The 20,619-nt window shown below is 43.0% G+C and carries 16 protein-coding genes; 6 read left to right on the top strand and 10 right to left on the bottom strand.

Translation table 11 applies throughout. The annotated features are described in order from the left end of the window. Positions 1-322: 322 nt before the first annotated feature. From rplT to trmB, 5 genes are all read right to left on the bottom strand, one after another. Positions 323-676 (bottom strand): 50S ribosomal protein L20, encoded by a 354-nt coding sequence (rplT, locus tag LYNGBM3L_RS18855; RefSeq protein ID WP_008186586.1) that lies wholly within the window; start codon positions 674-676, stop codon positions 323-325. Between the two features lie 61 nt (positions 677-737). Next, complete coding sequence (gene rpmI, locus LYNGBM3L_RS18850; RefSeq protein ID WP_008186584.1) at positions 738-935, bottom strand: 50S ribosomal protein L35; 198 nt, start codon at positions 933-935, stop codon at positions 738-740. Between the two features lie 66 nt (positions 936-1,001). Continuing rightward, positions 1,002-2,297, bottom strand: coding sequence for an ATP-binding response regulator (locus LYNGBM3L_RS18845; protein ID WP_008186582.1), 1,296 nt, complete (start codon positions 2,295-2,297; stop codon positions 1,002-1,004). Positions 2,298-2,531: 234 nt separating this feature from the next. After that, entirely contained in the window at positions 2,532-3,821 is a 1,290-nt protein-coding gene (iscB, locus tag LYNGBM3L_RS18840; protein ID WP_008186580.1) for an RNA-guided endonuclease IscB, read from the bottom strand. 281 nt (positions 3,822-4,102) lie between these two features. Continuing rightward, on the bottom strand, positions 4,103-4,744 hold the full coding sequence (gene trmB, locus LYNGBM3L_RS18835) for a tRNA (guanosine(46)-N7)-methyltransferase TrmB (RefSeq protein WP_044493866.1): 642 nt from the start codon (positions 4,742-4,744) through the stop codon (positions 4,103-4,105). Positions 4,745-5,106: 362 nt separating this feature from the next. Between trmB and LYNGBM3L_RS18830 the strand changes: the two genes are divergently transcribed. Beyond that, positions 5,107-6,219 (top strand): metallophosphoesterase family protein, encoded by a 1,113-nt coding sequence (locus LYNGBM3L_RS18830; RefSeq protein WP_008186576.1) that lies wholly within the window; start codon positions 5,107-5,109, stop codon positions 6,217-6,219. A 64-nt stretch (positions 6,220-6,283) separates the two neighbouring features. Here LYNGBM3L_RS18830 and LYNGBM3L_RS38595 read toward each other — a convergent pair whose 3' ends face one another. Further along, complete coding sequence (locus tag LYNGBM3L_RS38595) at positions 6,284-7,837, bottom strand: FecR domain-containing protein (protein ID WP_052308459.1); 1,554 nt, start codon at positions 7,835-7,837, stop codon at positions 6,284-6,286. A 672-nt stretch (positions 7,838-8,509) separates the two neighbouring features. On the opposite strand from LYNGBM3L_RS38595, the gene LYNGBM3L_RS34050 reads away from it, so the two are divergent. The 5 genes from LYNGBM3L_RS34050 (at position 8,510) to LYNGBM3L_RS18800 (ending at position 14,376) form a co-directional block, all read left to right on the top strand. Further along, positions 8,510-9,694 carry a hypothetical protein gene (locus tag LYNGBM3L_RS34050; RefSeq protein ID WP_008186572.1) on the top strand — a complete coding sequence of 395 codons (1,185 nt, stop codon included), beginning with the start codon at positions 8,510-8,512 and terminating at the stop codon, positions 9,692-9,694. A 177-nt stretch (positions 9,695-9,871) separates the two neighbouring features. Next, positions 9,872-11,263, top strand: a complete 1,392-nt coding sequence (gene trxB / locus LYNGBM3L_RS18815; protein WP_008186570.1) for a thioredoxin-disulfide reductase — start codon at positions 9,872-9,874, stop codon at positions 11,261-11,263. A 309-nt stretch (positions 11,264-11,572) separates the two neighbouring features. Further along, entirely contained in the window at positions 11,573-12,457 is an 885-nt protein-coding gene (locus LYNGBM3L_RS18810; RefSeq protein WP_044493863.1) for an ABC transporter permease, read from the top strand. A gap of 83 nt (positions 12,458-12,540) precedes the next feature. Next, a complete protein-coding gene (locus LYNGBM3L_RS18805; protein ID WP_008186567.1) occupies positions 12,541-13,428 on the top strand; it encodes an ROK family protein in 888 nt (295 codons plus the stop codon). Positions 13,429-13,827: 399 nt separating this feature from the next. After that, positions 13,828-14,376 carry a Uma2 family endonuclease gene (locus tag LYNGBM3L_RS18800; protein WP_008186564.1) on the top strand — a complete coding sequence of 183 codons (549 nt, stop codon included), beginning with the start codon at positions 13,828-13,830 and terminating at the stop codon, positions 14,374-14,376. A gap of 183 nt (positions 14,377-14,559) precedes the next feature. Here the strand turns inward: LYNGBM3L_RS18800 and LYNGBM3L_RS18795 are convergent, their stop codons facing one another. The 4 genes from LYNGBM3L_RS18795 to LYNGBM3L_RS34045 all read right to left on the bottom strand — a co-directional run bounded on the left by LYNGBM3L_RS18795 (position 14,560) and on the right by LYNGBM3L_RS34045 (position 20,042). Next, on the bottom strand, positions 14,560-14,916 hold the full coding sequence (locus LYNGBM3L_RS18795; RefSeq protein WP_008186562.1) for a four helix bundle protein: 357 nt from the start codon (positions 14,914-14,916) through the stop codon (positions 14,560-14,562). A gap of 820 nt (positions 14,917-15,736) precedes the next feature. Further along, positions 15,737-18,979 carry a CHAT domain-containing protein gene (locus tag LYNGBM3L_RS18785; RefSeq protein WP_008186560.1) on the bottom strand — a complete coding sequence of 1,081 codons (3,243 nt, stop codon included), beginning with the start codon at positions 18,977-18,979 and terminating at the stop codon, positions 15,737-15,739. Positions 18,980-19,010: 31 nt separating this feature from the next. Beyond that, complete coding sequence (locus tag LYNGBM3L_RS18780) at positions 19,011-19,358, bottom strand: hypothetical protein (RefSeq protein ID WP_131827280.1); 348 nt, start codon at positions 19,356-19,358, stop codon at positions 19,011-19,013. Positions 19,359-19,397: 39 nt separating this feature from the next. After that, a complete protein-coding gene (locus LYNGBM3L_RS34045; protein ID WP_131827279.1) occupies positions 19,398-20,042 on the bottom strand; it encodes a hypothetical protein in 645 nt (214 codons plus the stop codon). Between the last annotated feature and the right edge of the window lie 577 nt (positions 20,043-20,619).

The raw sequence follows: 20,619 nt of genomic DNA, 5'->3' as shown, positions 1-20,619 counted from the left end.
GAAATTCGCAAAAAGGTAAGGTAATCGGTCTTGCTTAAGGGACTTGCCTGAAAAAACAATACCAATTAAATAGCAATTAACTCCCAATTCAATTTGGATGGGATAATTCTTATAATCTATAATAATCAAAAGAACCAAAGATGGTTTTTACCCTCAACAAGCCTTACCCTTACGGATTACCCATTTACCCAAAACCAGAGTTTCTCAGGTTGCTAAGCATTCAGCTATCAGCCATTAGCCTTGGCCTATGGCTACGCTACGCGAATGGCCAAAAGCTGACGGCTGACCGCAGACGCGCGTAGCGTGCGCGTAGCGCATATGCTTACTCAGCTTTAGCCGCTAACTCCACCACTTTGTTAAAGCTATCTGGATCCAGAACTGCCAGCTGTGCCAACATCTTGCGGTTAATTTGGATATTGGCTTTTTTCATTTGACCCATCAGCTGGCTGTAGCTAATGCCATTTTGACGTGCTGCTGCGTTAATGCGAGTAATCCACAGACGTCGAAAATCCCGCTTGCGCTTGCGGCGATCACGATAGGCATTGCGCAGTGCTTTCATCACTTGTTGGTTAGCAATGCGGAAGAGTTTCGAGTGGGAACCTCTGAACCCCTTAGCAAGTTTGAGAATTTTTTTGCGCCGCTTACGAGCGACATTACCGCGTTTTACCCGTGTCATGGTTGATTCTAGCTAGTATGTTAGTTTAGTAGTGTTAGCAGTTTAGGTCTTCTGTTAAGATTTACATATAAGGCAACATCAGGCGAACATTATCCGCATCCCGTTCGTCTACCAAGGTCAGTTTAGACAAGCGCCCCTTCCGTTCTGAGGTCTTGTGTTCTAGTAAGTGATTTTTAAACGCTTTGCGGCGTCTTATTTTACCACTGCCAGTAGCTCTAAAACGCTTGGCAGCTGATTTGCGGCTTTTTAGTTTAGGCATTGACGGATTATAATAATGGCACAATTTATTATTGTATACCAATTGCTGCGTAATTAGGTGACCGGCTTATTCGTCTTCTTCTGGTAAATTCTTGGGCAAGGTGATGGTAAAGGTTGTTCCAACACCCACTTCACTTTCCACGTGAATCTTACCACCGTGTGAGTCTACACAACTTTTGACAATTGATAACCCTAGTCCTGTTCCTGGGATTATACCCACATTACTGGCACGACTAAAAGACTCAAACAATTTTGGTTGGTCTTCTTTAGGGATGCCAATACCTTGATCAATTATCTGTAAGATTACTTTCTCTTCATCTCCGTTTAGCTGTACTAAAATAGTCCCACCATCGGGAGAATATTTAATGGCATTGGAGATGATGTTATTCAGAATTTGTCTAATAATTTTGGGGTCTCCTAATATTGGCTCCCAGTCTCTTTTACTACTAAATAGTAGCCGATGTTTAGCCCCAAGGCTTGATTGAATTGGGCAGAATAACTCCTGAAAAAATGTTACTAAATTCAAAGCAACTGGTTGAAATTCTAACTTATCGAATTCTGCTTGATTAATGAATAATAAATCATTGACTAGGGTAGTCATATGTTTGACCGCACCTTGGATCCGCCAAAAATGTTTAACTTGCTGAGAATCAGTCAATTTATGACGGTACTGTTCTAGGAGTTCCACAGAGGATAGAATTGTCATTAAAGGTGTACGGTACTCATGGGATATGGTAAAAATAATCCGAGATTTAAGGTCACTGACTTCTTTTTCACGCTCCAGTGATTGACGCAATTGCGATTCCAAGTTGCGTAGCTGTTCTAAGTAATCTCTTAGTTCCACTGTGCGAGCTTGGATTCTGGTTTCAAGTTCTTGATTGAGGGCTTCTAAAGCAGTTTGGGCGGAAATGCGATCGCGAATTTCCTGTTGCAGCAGTTGATTTTGCTCAATCAGTTGTGTTTGTAGCTTGTGCAGAGTCAATTGATTCTCCACACGGGCTAAAACTTCCTCAACCTGGAATGGCTTGGTGATATAGTCAGCACCACCAACAGCAAAGGCTTTCACCTTGTCCCAAGTTTCATCCAGAGCACTGATAAAGATTACTGGAACTCCCTGAGTTTTTTGATTAGATTTCAGCTGTTTACAGACGTCATAGCCATCGATCTTTGGCATTATAATGTCTAGTAAAATCAAATCCGGTGGATCACACAATGCTGATTCCAAGGCAAGTAGTCCATCGATCATGCTCCTAACCTGATAGCCTTGCTGAATCAGGATGGAAGATAGCAGCTGCAAATTGGTTGGTGTGTCATCCACAACCATAATTTCTGCCTGAGTTGCCTCAGCTTGATGGTTATTCATTCTTTAATTACGTAGAGCGAACCATAGGGGAGAAGCAAATTGGGCAGGAGCATACTGACCAGTAGCCCGCTGATCTGATTGAATCAGAAGGCGGTTTGGCTACGAGTGTTCCTACTCCACCATTAATGCGGCAAGGGGGCGGACACCTGAACCCGTAGGGTCAGTGTCTGGGGAATTGCCGCCAACAAATAAATTGTTCGCGTAGCGTGGCCTACGGCCAGCGGTAGCGAATCCTTATTGATTGACTTGGTATTCATAACCGTCAGCCTTAAAGATTGTTTGCAAGTATTTAGGATGGACATCAAAGCGTTGATTAGGTAATGACAACATGAAGCTAGGACGATAACGAATAGCAATCCGTCCTGTGTATTGCCCAGCGTATTTACCTTTTGGGATATCAGCCTTAACTATGTCTCCTGTTTGAAACCCTCGAAAGAATTTAGCTTTAGATGCATGAGCTTTTGGAAAACCATATTTGTCAGTTCTGCATCGTTGACGAACACCATGACCTTTAGCTTTGACTATTAAAGGCTTGATACCATTGAGCAACAGTTTTTCAGGAGTAGATTGACCTACACAAGCAGCATCTGCCCAATGAGTCTTATCAATGCCTCTGGTTTTACGATTAAACTTAGTCAGACCGCCGGAGCCAGTCTCTACAGGTAATCTAGTTAGCTTTAGTCTTCTGAATAATTCCCAACGAGTTGCATTTACTGCTGCTGCGTCTTTGAGTGGGGTTTTTGCTTTGGCTAGTACTCTTTTGAGTACATCAGGCTTTTTCTTGAGAAACTTCTCAATGGATTTGTTCCCTTTTTTCTGGTTACAGCTTCGACAAGCCAAGGTTAAATTACTAACTCGATTGCTACCTCCTTTTGATTTGGGAATAATATGATCTACTTCTAAAGGCACGTTTTCCGCACCACAATACACACAATTTCGTCCCCACTTGGTTAGTAAATATTCTTTGACCTCAAAACCAAATAACTCGCCTCGTTGATATTCAACCCCTGAGATTTCAGGATTTTGCATCTTTTGAGTGTCAAAGCGGACTAACTCTTGAGAAATTGCAGTTACAGGACATAACTTAGTAAGTCGCCTAACCCAAGTCTCAACATTAAAAATTCGACTCATTAACGATGGTGGGAGCCATCCTTCCGGTTTTATACGATTAATAAATCTGGGCTTACGGTAACGAGTTTTACGGTTACGCCGTCCACGTCTTAAAGCCCTACGAGACTCCAAGGCATTTTTAATCTGTAAACCTCGATGATAAATTTCTAAGGCATTAGTTACTCGTCCTGTTGACTCCTGGACAATGGCAATACCTGTGGTTTTTGAACCAGGATCTATCTTGATTCGATATGGATGGGTAACCGAATTATTAACTGTTCTGTCTAGCAGAATAATGGTGAATGGATAACGTTTAAAAACTTTAGCTCTCCTTTTTTTGAGTAGTTCTCTAGCTCTTGCCGGATGACAAGGCTCTAAAGGTTGTTTATCTTTATCTAGTACGAAAACTCGCATTACTTTGAACACTCCTTTTCAGGGTAAAGTTTGCCGAGTGCTTTGCACACGCTTGCGCGAACGACGATGTTAAGACTCGGTACTTTGTAAGTAACACTGGCTTTCCCGAATGACCTGTTTAATTACTTACTTCTAGAGCCTAGAGCTGGCACGTACTCCAGGGTAGGAATTTTAACTCTTGGTCTTAACGGCTGCTAATAATAAAACTAGCCGTCTGGTCAACAGACTCTTTCAAGCCCACGCTGTAATCTATGATTCAGCGTGCGGTAGTTGACTATTCCTTAAACATCATCACGGCGAAAGAACAACATTCGGTACACAGGTTCACCACGAGCGAGGGTGGAAATTTCCCGTTCAGTAGGCACTGGCAGGGGGTTGGTTGGCAGCCAAGCAGTCTCTGGCCGGTAGAAGACTGGATGAGCATCGAAGCGGGATCGCATTTCCACTGCCACTTCCTCCACATCGGATTGTAGAAAGACCTCCCCTCCACTGGTCAAATAAGCCCCTAGATTATCAACCAAGGTGGGCTGAACTATACGTCGTTTGGCTTGTCGCTTCTTGAACCAAGGATCAGGAAATTGAATAGTGACGCGCTGCAAGGCACCAGGGTGCCAAGAGCTAAAGAGTGAATCTATAGAACTATTAGCATTACAGAACAAAAATAGGAGATTGCTCAACCCTAAATCTACCACCTTACTGTTGGCTTGTTGTACCAATGGTTCCCGAATTTCTAACCCCAAAAAATTCCAGTGGGGTTGTTGTGTTGCCATCTGCAATAAAAATTCCCCTCTCCCACAGCCAATATCCAGATGTAATGGTTGAGTAGTTTGGGCATAAACTTGATTCCAATCCGGAGGACTCACCGGCATCTGATATTGCTTGCTAAGTGGATTAACGTGTTGTCGCACTCTGACTCTAGCCAACCTTAGCACCTCCTTACTTTACTCAGGGGATGGGGGATCAGGGATTAAGGGTTATATCCCTAATCTAGTTGTAAATGTGATATCTAGGTGCGCGCCTCCTAGGGCGAGTAAATCGCCCTAGGAGGCGCGCACCTCAATGAAGGCAATTCCAACTCATCTGTATTTATCCTAAATGTAATCTTTAAAGTTTTTTATAGACTAAAGCCTAATTATGTCAGGCTAAATTAAAGATTATCCATTATTGTTTAGGTGAGCAGTTAAATTGAACCTAAACAAGGGGTTGTAATGGTATAAAAGCAAAGGTCATGAGCGATAATTTTAATAATAATTAAACTAGGGGTTAATCAAGAAAAGTTTTAGTTATGAGTTTAAATTTTCGCTTTGCCGTGGTAAGTGACCTACATATCGGGTTACCCCACACCATCTGGGATCATCCCAATCGGTTTCATTTGGTAGAAGTTAGTATTCCAGTCCTAGAAAGGATTCTGGAGGATTTAGAGCAGGAAGCCTTGGATTTCCTCCTCCTACCAGGAGACTTAACCCAGCATGGTGAACCAGACAATCATGCCTGGTTACAAAAGCGATTGAGCCAGTTGCCTTTTCCAGTGTACGTCGTACCTGGAAATCATGATGTCCCCAATATCTTACCCAATGAACACTCGATTGGACTAAAGGAATTTCCCTACTACTATCGCCAATTTGGTTATGAAAATCCCGAGCAGTTGTACTATACCTGTGAAGTTTTGCCTGGAGTACAGCTGATTGGGTTAAATTCTAACCAGTTCGATACCGGTGGTAAACAGGTAGGGCGTCTTGATCAGCAACAGCTGATCTGGCTTGAGCAAGTGCTTCCCCAGTGCCAGGATAAATTGGTGCTGGTGATGGTGCATCACAATGTCATCGAGCATTTGCCGGATCAAGCTAACCATCCCTTGGGACATCGGTATATCTTGGAAAATGCTCCAGTATTACACAATATTCTCAAAACTGCTGGGGTCAATCTACTATTTACAGGTCACTTGCATGTACAGGATATCGCCTATCAAGAGGGAGTCTACGAAATCACAACAGGTTCATTAGTTAGCTATCCTCACCCCTACCGGATATTGCAGTTGTGTACCGATAATCAGGGCAAAAGATGGTTGCAAATTGAATCTCATCGAGTGGAATCAGTCCCTGGTTGGGAAAACCTAACCCAAATATCTAGAGAATGGATGAGCGATCGCTCTTATCCATTCATGGTGAAACTCCTGACTTCTCCCCCCTTAAATTTACCCGATTCAGATGCCCAGAAACTTGCTCCCAGTCTACGCTACTTCTGGGCTCATATTGCTGATGGTGATGCTGTATTCAACTTTCCTGAGTTTCCTACCCCAGTTCGTCGCTATTTTGAGTCATTTAGCACCCATACCAGTGATGGTAAACCTGCTCTGATTGATAATCAGACCACTCTGTTGCTGACAAAAAACCAATGACTAAGACGGCTTTTATTGAAGAAATTCAACCACCACAACTAACCTCATAAGCTCAGGGATTTCCTCAACCAGGAAAGCCATCCTCTACTCCTTGACCTTGACCAGGAAAGCCATCCTCTACTCCTTGACCTTGACCAGGAAAGCCATCCTCTACTCCTTGACCTTGACCAGGGAAGTCATCCTCTACTCCTTGACCTTGATCCGGTAGCTGAACAGGAATTTCCGTTTCCGGCTCGGGTTCGGGTTCTGGCTCAGGTTCCGGCTCAGGCTCAGGTTCCGGCTCAGGTTCCGGCTCCGGTTCCGGCTCAGGTTCAGGTTCAGGCTCGGGTTCAGGTTCAGGTTCCGGCTCCGGTTCCGGCTCCGGTTCCGGCTCAGGCTCAGGTTCCGGCTCAGGCTCAGGTTCCGGCTCAGGTTCCGGCTCAGGCTCAGGTTCCGGCTCAGGTTCCGGCTCAGGCTCAGGTTCCGGCTCAGGCTCAGGCTCAGGTTCCGGCTCAGGTTCCGGCTCCGGCTCCGGTTCCGGTTCGGGCTCCGGTTCGGGCTCCGGTTCCGGTTCGGGCTCAGGTTCCGGCTCAGGTTCCGGCTCCGGTTCCGGCTCCGGTTCCGGCTCCGGTTCGGGCTCCGGTTCCGGTTCCGGTTCCGGCTCTAGTGGTTTGTCAACGTCTTCGGGATCCAGTTCAACAGTTTCATCATCCTGCTCAGTGTTAAGAAACTCACCGGTTTCTAAGGTAGACCTAATATCTAACTGGTTAACCTGATCAGTGATATCAGCATTGGAATTCTCAGAACCCACATCTTGATCGAAGACATCAACACCAGGATCAATCACAGTAAAATCAGCACTGGGAAACTCGTCCGATTCACTCCCCCGAAGACGAATGAAAGTAGGATTAACTATTATGTTGTTGCCCATAATAGGATCTTGCGCCTCTAGAGCATCTGCAATTTCCCCTCGCACTAAATCCAAAGCTTGATCTGGACTATCCGCCGGTTCTGTCTGGGTCAAATTCAGCCCCTTGACTAATTCACTGGTTTCATAAAACTCTCTGAGGTCAAATTCATAAACCTGCTCAATTCGATCCTCGGTTATGACCACGATCTGCCCAGCTTTTAATTCCCGACCTTGAGAACGAGTGCGATTATAGACCACAATACCGCTATTGGTCAGAGCTCCGACAATTGTTGTATTGGTGTCAGTGATATATCGCATGAACAGAGCTGACCCCCTAATCCCAGCTACAGCATTGGGTGTACGCACTCGAGTTTTACCCCGATCTGGAGGAATTAATAGCAGCAGTGTGCCATTGGATAGCTCAAAGGTACGACTTCTAGGTATAAATCGAAAGACAGCTAACTCTCCTTGTCGGGCTAGGGAACCATCATTGAAGCGCAGTTGAGCCATGGAGGAGCGAGCTGTTACCAGTGCATCTCCTATAGTCATGGCATCAGATGGACGGGCTGGTCGAGCTGACTGATTTTGAGGAATCAATCGCACTCGGTTACGTAGCTTCTCTACCACAGCACGAGTTAAAGGAATTTCGGCACTGACTGGTTTAGAAAAAATTAGTGAATTAACGCTCCATAGAGAGATGGAAAGTACTAGGACTGTCTTGCGAAACACGGGGCAACTCCAATAGCTCAAAGGTCAGTATTTTCAGGTAGTTGAGAGGTCAGCATTCAGCTATCAGCCATCAGCTGATTTAACAGAAATTAAACGAATGCTTAGCTATTTTCTTGATGCAGTCGCGTTTTCGACGCTGGGACTTTCCCGATAAGAACCTCAAGTAGCGTGCGTGGCACAGGCTTCGACGCTGGGAGGTAGCGCATTAGCTGATAGCTTACGGGGCTTTGGCGTTGCCTTCTCGAAAAGTAGGTACAAAACTCTCCTATACGAGATTCTGTAGGCTCTAATGCAAATCAGGATATTTTTTCCTCAGAGTAGTATGAAATACAGGTTGGTCAATCCTGAAAACACGGCTGGTCGTTAGTAATTATTAGCTGGGAGAAAAATCCTCTACCTACATTGAGCAATTTTGGTAAGCTGTTGCCCATTTAACTTGTCTATTGTTTAGTCTAGGTAAAAACACCAAACCCCTTTCCCATCATTCTCGGTGGCTCTGCCCCCTTGCCGATTCAATCTATCAATTAGATGCCTCAAAGCTTAGCAATGACTATTCTATAACAATGATTATTCAAACGTGATAGAGGTTTTAAGTTTAATTTTTGCTACAGATAAATTAGCGTTTATAAGCCTAAATAAACTTTTAGTAAATTAATGTTTTTTTGATTAAATATGGTATCAAAAAATAAAAATATTCACGACGAATATGATGATATTAAGGCTCCCCAGCACCAGATTAAAAAAAACTATTTAGCAACTTTGGGACATCTAATTTTATTAAGTACACTGACAATCAGTAAACCCGCTTGGTCTGGATGTCACCCTATAGACAGTATTTCCCATCAGTCAGCAGTCAGTTTAGTGTTTAGTGGTACAGAAAACCAAGCTAATACTAATCAGCTAAAACAGCATTGTACTCCTAAGTTATCTCAGGTTAAAATCGGGAGTGGTGGAGAACTATTATCTTCCTTTGTTGTTAGTGAGCACTCATCGGGTTCTAGCTCAACTGAGGTAGTTGACAGGTCACAGATATCTCAAGGTAAACCTGCTTCTGGAGATAATCGTTCAAACTCAGATTCCAAAGCTAATGATCGAGACCCGGAACTGGGGGTGCTGCGTTTGCGGCTCCAAGAAAAACCACCGACTCCCCGTAAACCTACAGTATATTTACAGGGTAGAGTCAGTTATTTCAGAAGCGATAATATTTTCGCTGGAGTCGATCCAGTTGATGATGGTTTGTTGAAACCAGGACTAACCCTATTAGCTCTACCATCCCTCGGACCTGACACTAAGCTCATAACGTCAGTAAGTGGTAATGTAGTGCGTTATGGAGATAGATCCCAACTTGATTATAATCAACTGAAAGTTAAGCTGGGAGTTCGTCAGCAGCTATTGAAAAGAACCTATGGGGAGTTAGGATGGAGCAATCAACAGTTATTCAAGCAAGAGGGAGGCGATCGCTTCGCTCATTATAATTCTCTGTATCTTAGACTCAGCCGACGGGATTGGTTAGCAAAGCACTTAGCCTTAGATACGTCCTATAAGTTAAACCTACGTTTTGCTGATCCAGACACACGATCTAAGATTAGTAATGTTTTCAGAGCATCTTTAGCCTATTACCCCTACCCCCGATTTAAAGCAGCTATTAATTACCAAATTGCCTTATCTGATTATACCGAAAGGGAACGGTATGATGACTATCATCAGTTAATTGGTCGTGTCAGTTATAAGATTTCTAGCAATAGTCAAATTTATTTGTATGGTGGACAAAGCTTTGGTTCGTCGTCCAACTCCAGAATTAATTTTGATGGGACAGTTTTCGGTACAGGGATGAGTTTTAATTTACCTCTGTTTTGAGCAAGTCAGATTGTACGCTTTTCAGCAGCCAGCCGTCAGCCGTCAGCCGTCAGCCGTCAGCTGAATTCTTACCTCCAAAGCGCCCCTATTCACAATTTAAATGTATGACAGCATTAGCTAAGTTGTATATGGTATAATAATTTATAATAAAAGCGTAGTCGTTATGAGTTTGCTTTAATGTCCAACTCCCCTGTAGAAAATCTTGTCATCATCGGTTCTGGTCCTGCCGGTTACACAGCAGCGATTTATGGCGCACGAGCTAACCTGAAACCCTTAATGTTTGAAGGCTTCCAAGCTGGGGGAATCCCTGGTGGACAGCTGATGACTACCACAGAAGTAGAAAACTTCCCTGGCTTCCCAGAGGGAATCACCGGACCTCAATTAATGGAACGGATGAAGGCTCAAGCAGAACGCTGGGGAACGGAATGCTATACCGAAGATGTGATCTTTGTAGATTTAAGTCAGCGTCCCTTCATTGTGCGCTCTGAGGAACGGGAAGTAAAAACCCATAGTATTGTGATTGCTACCGGAGCAACAGCGAAACGGTTGCATTTACCCAGCGAAGCTCAGTACTGGAGTAATGGTATCTCAGCTTGTGCCATCTGTGATGGTGCATCTCCCCTTTTCAGTGGTCAGGAAGTGGCGGTAGTCGGGGCGGGTGACTCAGCGGCAGAGGAAGCTGTATATTTGACCAAGTATGGCTCCCATGTTCATATGCTAGTACGTCGGGATGAGATGCGAGCTAGTAAAACCATGCAAGACCGGGTGTTGAATAATCCCAAAATTACTATTCACTGGAATACTCAGCCAGTGGATGTGTTTGGAGAAAATGGTTCGATGACTGGGGTAAGAGTCCAGGATACTCAAACTGGTGAACAAAAGGATATTTCAGTTCGGGGAATGTTTTACGCTATTGGTCACACTCCTAACACGTCCTTGTTTAGAGGACAACTGGAGTTAGATCAGGTGGGTTACATTGTCACTAAATCCGGCTCGGTGGAAACCAGTGTAGAGGGAGTCTATGCGGTTGGTGATGTCCAAGACCATGAGTTCCGTCAAGCCATCACTGCGGCTGGGACAGGTTGTATGGGGGCTATGTTAGCAGAACGCTGGCTATCTGCCAATAACCTAACTCATGAGTATCATCAACAACCGGCATCAGAACAGCCAACGGCTGAAAAACCTGAAGAAACGGAAGAAAAACCAATAGCTGAGACGGCGGAAACCTTTGATATCAAGGAAACACGCCATCTGGGGGGCTATGCCTTGCGTAAACTGTTCCATGAAAGCGATCGCATAATCATGGTCAAGTATATTTCCCCCAGTTGTGGTCCTTGTAAGGTTCTCAAGCCCATGCTGGATAAAGTAGTAGATGAGTATAATGGCAAAATTCACTTTGTCGAGATCGATATTGACCAAGACAAAGAAATAGCTGAAAATGCTCAAGTGGTGGGAACACCTACCGTACAGTTATTTAAGGACAAAGAGTTCCTAGCGGAATTTAAAGGAATTAAGCAAAAGAGTCAGTATCGTCAAGCCATTGAACGCCATTTACCTACTACTGTTTAATAGATAGGCAAAAGGCAAAAGGCAAAAGGCAAAAGGCAAAAGGTAGACAAGATTGTTTATCTGATCAGTATGATAAATGCGTAAGCTTTCAGCTGTCAGCCGTCAGCTTATTTTATTCAAAAGCTGTTCGGTATAGCATGCGTTATGGGCATAAACTGTTCGCTGTAGCGTGACTACAGACCCAAAGCTGATAGCTGTTCGGTGTAGCGTGCGCGTAGTGCATTAGCTGATAGCTGATAGCTGATAGCTGATAGCTGATAGCTGATAGCTGATAGCTTACATAAATGCTATGACTATCAAGGATGAAGGATGACCTCAACCAAACAATCATTCCCCAGCTTTTTGTCTTTTACTAGAGGGCCTAGTCTATCCATCAAACTAATGGTAGCGGGACTAGTGATTACTGGGTGCTTTATCGTAGTAGCCCTTTTCGCTCCCACCTTTCAAGCTTGGGGATGGCTACAAGACCCTACCCAGTCCCTCAGTAATCCCATTCATGAACCACCGAGCTGGAATCACTGGTTTGGTACCTCTCGCCAGGGTTATGATGTCTTCTCTCGCACCTGGTTTGGCTCTCAAGCTGCTCTAAAAGTAGTCGTTCTCGCCACCACCCTCAGCCTGATAATTGGTGTCCCTTTGGGGTTAATAAGTGGTTATCTCGGTGGCAAACTCGATCGGGTATTACTGTTTTTAATGGATACGATCTATACCTTGCCAGGACTACTGCTATCGGTGACTCTGGCCTTTGTAGTCGGTAGAGGAGTCTTCAATGCTGCGATCGCATTAAGTATTTCCTATGTCCCCCAATACTATCGGGTAGTCCGGAATCACACCACTAGCGTCAAAACTGAATTGTTCATCGAAGCCGCTCAAGCCCTGGGAGCTTCCCCTGGTAGGATATTATCGCGCTACCTATTTCTCAATGTGATTCAAAGTGTACCAGTTCTATTTACCCTCAACGCCGCTGATGCCATTTTAATCTTGGGAGGACTGGGATTTTTAGGATTAGGATTGCCAGAACAAACCCCAGAGTGGGGTCATGACTTACGTCAAGCCCTCGATGCCTTACCAACTGGCATTTGGTGGACAGCGCTTTTCCCTGGTTTAGCCATGACACTGATGGTGGTAGGATTGTCCTTAGTAGGAGAAGGATTAAGTGAGTTGATTAATCCCCGATTTCGTCAGAAACATTGAAATTTTATAAAACCCTCTTGCATTTTGCCTTTTGCCTTTTGCCTTTTGCCTTAAAATGACTCAGGACAAATGACTCAAAACTAATGACCCAAGCCATAGGCATTGATTTAGGTGGCACTGCGATTAAGTTGGGACGCTTCCGTGAAGATGGAACCGAACTGGAGTCTCTAACAGTAGATACACCCCAACCTGCAACACCGACAGCGGTGATCGAAGCAATAGTAGCAGCAATCTCTCGTCTCGATACCAGGGAAGACGTGATTGGTATCGGGCTTGGATGTCCTGGCCCTGCCGATGTTGCTGGTAGAATTGCTAAGGTTGCGATTAACCTAACGGATTGGCACGATGTTCCCCTAGCCGATGAGTTAGAAGCCAAAGTCGGTTATCCCACAGTTGTTGCTAATGATGCTAACTGTGCTGGTTTAGGAGAAGCTTGGTTAGGGGCTGGTCGTCGGTTTAGGAATTTGATTCTACTCACCCTAGGCACAGGAGTAGGAGGGGCAATAATTTTCGATGGTCAACTCTTCACAGGTCATCTCGGGTCTGCTGGGGAGTTGGGGTTAATTAATCTATATCCCGATGGTCCCGAGTCTAATACTGGTAATCGGGGTTCTCTAGAGCAATACCTTTCCATTAGGGCAATCCGAGGCAACAGTGGCAAAGAACCAGCAGAACTTGGTAAATTAGCCCAGCAAGGAAACCAGGAAGCTTTAGAATTTTGGGCAGATTACGGACGCTTATTAGGGATTGGGCTAACTAGTTTTATTTATCCACTGACACCAGAAGCCATTATCATTGGTGGTGGCATCAGTGCTAGTGCCGAATTTTTCTTGCCAACAACTCTAGCAGAAATAGAGCAACGAGTTTTGCCTTCCTCCCGTACTGGTTTAGAGTTACTTAAAGCAGAATTAGGTAATCGAGCGGGGATGGTGGGAGCAGCACGATTGGCCTGGCAAAAACATCTGAAATGAAGAATGAAGAATTTAGAATGAAGAATTTAGAATGAAGAATTTAGAATTTAGAATTTAGAATTAATTTAGTGCGTAGGGTGTGTTAGGGGCGGGCTTGCCCTAATTTTCCACTTCGTAGCCAGTATTAGAATAGGCCGCCCCGTAACGCACCACCAAGTAGAATTTAGAATTTAGAATTTAGAATTTAGAATTTAGAATTTAGAATTTAGAATTTAGAATTTAGAATTAATTTAGTGCGTAGGGTGGGTTAGGGGCGGGCTTGCCCTCATGTTAAACCTTGAGTACCAGTGTTGGGACAGTCCGTCCGAAAATTGTAACGTCAATTCTTGTCCACTGTTCCCTGTTCCCAGATCCGCTGTTCCCGACAACTGCCGCGAAGTCTATTGATTGCAAAAAACCATGATTGCCAGTCCACAGCCTTACCGGATGACTCCCCAAGAATACCTGGAGTGGGAACCGACTCAAGAGATTCGTTATGAGTATATTGATGGGGAAGTCTTCGCCATGACCGGAGGCTCGAAACCCCACAACCGGATTGCTTTAAATCTGGCCAGTGATCTAAATACTCACCTACAAGACAGTAGCTGTGAGGTTTATATCGCAGATGTGAAGGTAAAAATATCTTCAGTTCGTTCCTACCACTACCCAGATGTAGTAGTAACTTGTGATTCCAGAGATCAAGAGTCTAACCAGTTTATTGAGTATCCCTGTCTAATTGTAGAAGTGCTCTCACCCTCTACAGAGGCATACGACCGGGGGAATAAGTTTGCCAAATACCGTAAGCTAAAAACCTTGCAAGAGTATGTTCTAATCCAGTCAGAGACAATAGGAGTAGAGTGCTTTAGGCGTAATCAGCAAGGGTTTTGGGTACTTTATCCCTATGAAAAAGGGGATACCTTTACCCTCGAAAGTGTCAACTTTTATCATAATGTAGAATTTAGAATGTAGAATTTAGAATTGGGAATTTAGAATTTAGAATTGGGAATTTAGAATTTAGAATTGGGAATTTAGAATTTATTTATAGCGTTTATCATAGCTATGATGTACAGAGATTTTGTTTGCTTATTACCTATTCCTTGTTCCCTAAAATCCATAAATTTGTACCTCATCAGTTTGATAATTACTATAGAATTAGTTTTGAGCCTTAGTGTTTTTAATAATTGCATGAATAATAGAAATTAATTCGTTGGATTCATTGAGTAAAGACAGCAATCTTGGTTCTAGGTTTTTCTCGGTGGCGATTAAGATTTTCAACCAATAATTGGTCTCTCTAGCTTCCTTGAGGGATATACTCATTTTATGAATAAAGTCTCGTTTACTTTCTGCATTTTGTGCTTCCTCAACATTTGCTCCAATACTTGTTCCAGAGCGGATTAATTGTTTGCTTAAATCATATCCAGTTCCACCATTTTGTCTCATAAATTTACAGAGATTGACTATTCTTACGCTAAACTTTAGCGTTCTTTCTTGTATATCTTTTTTTGTCATTCTTGAGGAGCAGATCTAATTTAAGAATTTACTTTTAGTTTACTTTATCAATAAATGTATAAATATAAAAATGAATAATTTAGAATTTAGAATTAAGAATTAAGAATGAAGAATGAAGAATGAAGAATTTAGTTTTGTAGGGTGGGCAAGGGGAAATAAATTGGTTAGAGCCCTTAAGTTGACCAATCCCCTTGCCCACCAGGATTAACTAATGAAGAATTTAGAATGAAGAATGAAGAATTTAGTTTTGTAGTTTTGTAGGGTGGGCAAGGGGAAATAAATTGCTTGGATCCCTTAAGTTGACCAATTACCTTGCCCACCAGGATTAACTAATGAAGAATTTAGAATGAAGAATGAAGAATTTAGAATGAATTTTTAGCCTTAGCTAGTTTTGTAGGGTGGGCAAGGGGAAATAAATTGCTTGGATCCCTTAAGTTGACCAATTACCTTGCCCACCAGGATTAACTAATGAAGAATTTAGAATGAAGAATGAAGAATTTAGAATGAATTTTTAGCCTTAGCTAGTTTTGTAGGGTGGGCAAGGGGAAATAAATTGCTTGGATCCCTTAAGTTGACCAATTACCTTGCCCACCCTACAGGATCTGACTTTTTGGTGGGCAAAATTCCTAGAGTTTTCCCTACAGCTGATCTGTGCTCACCTTTTGCCCACCCTACAGATCTGACTTTTTGGTGGGCAAAATTCCTAGAGTTTTCCCTACAGCTGATCTGTGCTCACCTTTTGCCCACCCTACAGGATCTAAATTCTAAATTCTAAATTCTAAATTCTAAATTCTTCATTCTTCATTCTAAATTCTAAATTCTAAATTCCTTGGGAAACAAAACCAGCCCAAAAGAAAGGATGAGCAAAAGGAAAATCTTCCTTACTCAAAGACTCCAAACGCTTTTGCTGTATCTCGAATTTATCGACAATTGTGACCCACTTATCCAACTCTTCCTGATCTCCCTGATCTTTGGCATTCTGTTTAGCAGTATTGGCCTCTTTTAACTTTTGTTCCAGATGTTCCGTTAACTGAGTCTGATAATTATCAGCAAACTCCTTTCCGGTTAAATTGCGCAATTTAATTTGCCCTTGCTGTAGTGCTTGGGAGCGGCTCATCCCTGACCGGCGGCCATCGTAGTAAAAAATCGCTAATAAAGCACTGGCCAAATCATCTACGGACCACTGGGTACTAACCACACTCCTGGCTCCAGCACAGAGAAAACCGGTAGCTAGACTAAGCAAGTCATCAGTAATGTCGGTAACAGTGAAATTAACCTCGCAGGCTGAGGCAAAAACTTCGGAAAGATTGGGCATGCGCCAACCAGGAGTTAAGAGTTGACCCAGGGTAAGGGAACCATCTCCTAACCGTAAATGAGATTCCAAGAGCTCCATGGGGTTAGATTGGGCATGATGGCTGGAGTGGAGGATATGCACTTGCTGGGCTAAGGTGTGGTATGATTTGACCGTGGCATTCCGTCCTTGTAAGCGCTGCTTAGCAGGAACCTGATACATTTCCGCCAGGGTTTTGCATTCAAAACTGGTAAAGGGCAGATCCTCGGTAGCATCTTCGACTATACCCATTTCTTGACCTGGGATTGCTGGGCGTTGGTGGCAATAGTGGAGGATTTGGCAACTGGGAACCAAGCGAATACGAAAGCGATCGCATAAATAAGTAGTGTTGGTAACAGGTTTAGTGGCAGAGGGTTTGGAGGATTTGCTGGCGAAGACCATACCCCGATTTTGGGCAAGAGAACTCTTTTCTTGCTCTGCTGCTAATAAACCCTCTTGCTCTCCCCGTTTTAAGGGCAACGCCGCAAAAGGAATCTGATGTAAATATCGATAAGGCACAATAATCAACTCCTCAATCCCAGTCAGATAGTGTCCCACCAGCTCCTGCAACTGCAAGCGCTCAGCAAGTTCCTCAAGAAAATCCCCTATCTTCTGTTTCCATTCACTTTGTGCCTCAACATAGGGCTTGAACCAATTATTGAAGATCCAAATCTGTAAAGTTTTCCACCCCTGTCCTTGACAAGTGAAAACTTGAGGACTGCGATCCTTAAACAGGATAAAAATATGGGTATGCTCTCTTGTTGTGTAAAAACTAAGCAGAGCAGTGGTTGATTCTTCGATTAACTGCTGCATTTGCTCCCAATCGAGATGCTCCACCTGGACTTGTCCTGCCAAAACCGGGTCATAGCGGCGCAGTTGTTGCCAAACTTGCTGTTTTTTTGCCTCTAATTCCTGGATTTCTTTCTGGTATTGTAATAAAGCTTCCCTAGTCAAGGATTGATCAGATTGTTTCACTGGCATTCCCAATGACATGGTTTTATTAGGACTTCCTGCTAGAACTGGAACAACCTCCGAAGCAGAACCAAAACGGAGGAGATTGATACGCTGTTGCAGTTCCTCGTAGTCCTGCAAAAGCTGTTTTACTTCTGGGACAATTTCTCCTCCTTGGTAGAGTTCATTACTAGCCATCATATCTACCAAGCGTTGGGCACGAGAACGTTCAGTATATTCCAGTCCTTTTTCGATCTGACCTAAATTGAGGCAAGCTTGTACTATGTTGCCATATACGTAAATGGAATCAGCAAGAATCTCTTGGCGACGCTCCTCATCAATTGCCCAACTCCGGCTTTGTTCTACCGCTTGGATAGCTAGGGCGTAGCCTTCGATAGCTAGTTGCCAATTGTTATTGTCCAGAGCAAGGTTACCTAAATTGCAAGCTGTGTGCAGACAATCGAGAGGGAAGTTTTCTGGAGTACGGATTTGTAGGGAATTTCTATAATGAGCGATGGCTTGTTCAAGATTATCGGCTCTATCTCCTTTGATTTTTTTATAGGCAACACCGAGATTGTTTTGAGTTGTTGCCCAATCTTGGGGAAATGCCGACTTTGTAAAGATTTTTAGGGCATTTTTATAATGAGCAATGCCTTGTTCTATATTATCAGATTTTTCCCCTTTTATTCTATCAGAGTAGGCATTACCGAGATTGTTTTGAGTCATTGCCCAATTTTGGGGAAATGCGAACTTAGTATAGATTTGTAGAGCATTTTCATAATGAGCGATGGCTTGTTCAATATTATCAGCTCTCTCCCCTTCTATTCCGTTACGGTAGGTATTGCCGAGATTTTGTTGAATCCCTGCCCAATGTTGGGGACATGTGGACTTGGTACAGATTTCTAGGGCATTTTTATAAGCACAGATTGCTTTTTTTAAATTATCTAATTTATGATGATCGGATTGATATAATTTTTGATACAATTTATTTTTTATTGAATGAACATTGCCGATAATAGTTTGGATTTTATATCGTTCAAATAAATTCATTTTCTCATAAACTTTTAGGGCATTGTTTAAATGCAAACTTGCTTGTTCGAGGTTATCGGCTCTATCTCCTTTGATTCTGTTGAAGTAGGCATTGCCGAGATTGGATTGAGTCCTTGCCCATTGTTTAGGAAATGCCGACTTGGTACGGATTTTTAGGGCATCTTTATAAGCACTGATTGCTTCTTCGATATTATCGGCTCTATCTCCTTTGATTCTGTCGACGTAGGCATTGCCGAGATTGTTTTGAGTCATTGCCCAATGTTGGGGAAATGCTGACTTGGTAAAGATTTTTAGGGCATTTATACAATGAGCAATCGCTTGTTCAATATTATCTGCTCTCTTCCCTTTTATTCTCTCACAGTAGGCACCGCCGAGATTGGTTTGAATCATTGCCCAATCTTGGGGAAATGCCTCCAAGGTAAAAACTATATCAATGACTTGATAACTAGCAATGGCAATTTCTAGGTTACTGGCTATGTCGCCCAGAGTAAACTGTTGAATCAAAATGCCGAACTCGAGAATAACTCTAGCAACATCTTCAGCTAATTTTGGCTGAAGTTGAGGGAGGGTTTCCCTTGCCCAAGATTGCAATATCTGCTCTAAATTTTTATCTAGCTTGTCGAGATTCTTTTGGAGTAGGGGGTAAACTGACTGAGGGCGATGGTCAGTTTCAACTGCCCGTAAGATGGACATTAAGAAGTTGCCATACTCTTGAAATTGTTGTTTGTCCATATTAGTCTACTGTGTTTCCTGTTACCTAATTCTAAGCAGATGCTTTTACTACCTGGAATGAGCGATAAAATGCTTGCCAATTATTGCTATCTCCTGCCAACCTTGCCCACAATTCCTTAAGCCGTTCCGGATTCCAAATCGGAACTGGTTCTTCTTGATTAGGAGTTAACCAAGGAAAATCTAAGGAATCTTCTAAGACAATAGCCAGAAACTCCTCTTGCCCTACCGTATCAAATGTTATCTCTTCACACATTGCCCCTGACTGAGGCATCAGCATTTTCTTTTGTGTGAGTCGATTATCTGGAGCAAAAGCTTGGGAAGGACAGACTACATAGTTGGTAACTACATCCTTGTTATCTATACCGCGATTTAGTAACAACAGATGCTTTTGGTTACAATTTAGCTCCACATGCATATACTAAGGAACGTCTACAACAATTTCATGCTTCTTCCTTGTAGGTCCAACCATGCCTTTAATAGAATCTGGAGTAAAACGAAGCCAATGGGAAGGAGATGCCGCTTTTTTAATCAGGGTTTGCCAAAGCCCATCCATTTGCCAGTAAGGGAATTTATGATCCCATAACCAGCCATAAGCAATTCGCCAAGGAGATTGTTTGTCATCCGCTGGTCTTCCTCGTTTATTCTCCCAATTTACCCCATTTTTATTCATTTCCTCCCCAAACTGCTTTTTCAGCTTTTTCAATACTTCGGCCAGGGTAGCATTAATACTTTGTTCATTAAACCCTCCCAGTTTTTCGTCCATTTTGCGAGCAATGTCCACATTCTCTTCTTGCCAGTTTTCAGGACTAAAACGCAGTAGAAAGCATAGTTTTTGGGTTTCGGATCTTTTCGATATCGGGAAAATCTGGTCAGCGATGTATTCAATGAACTGTTGTTGTTGAGATTGTTGGTTGTTCATGGTATTTATCATAAGAAAGGGAGCAGGCAGCAGGCAGCAGGGAGTAGGGAGTAGGCAAGAGGCAAGAGGCAAGAGGCAAGAGGTAGAACAGGCTTCCAGCCTGTGATACTTAACTCCCATAAGCTGTTCGCGTAGCGTGCGCATAGCGCATTAGCTGATAGCTGATGCGCTATGCGCTGAATGCTTAACTAAATTCTGCCATGTAGATTTCGATTTGTGTTAGGTTAACAGCAATTTTTATTTGTTTTTATTTTAGGATATTTTAGTTTATTACTTCATAGTTATAATACCTATTTTTATTTAGGTATATTTTCCAGTAAATACCATCAAAGTTTTTTATATCAAACTCCTATACACCTATTTTTTTAGTCAATAGGCTAGAAGTCAGAAGCATTTTAAGCTATCAGCTATCAGCTATCAGCCATTCGCGTAGCGTGTTTGGCCAAGGCTGACGGCTGACGGCTGAATGCTTACTAACCATTTCACTTGAAAATAATGACTATGACCAAGAAGACTAATCGCAACCGAAAACGTTGGCTATTAATAGAGTTCGTTGTGGAGTTACTAGCTTTATTCCTTGATGCAAACCTAATCATAGTGTTGAATCTTTGCGTGTTGATTTGGCGTTGGCTCAGGGAAGAAGAAGAGGAGGAGTAGGGTCGATATCATAGTTGCCAAAAAGAAAGTAAGTGTGGGAAGGGTGGGGAGATGGGGAGTGTAA

It is taken from the genome of Moorena producens 3L (genome assembly GCF_000211815.1).
GTDB classification, from domain to species: domain Bacteria; phylum Cyanobacteriota; class Cyanobacteriia; order Cyanobacteriales; family Coleofasciculaceae; genus Moorena; species Moorena producens.
The sequence above is the reverse complement of the archived record's forward strand: the minus strand, read 5'-3'. Positions and strand labels throughout refer to the sequence as shown.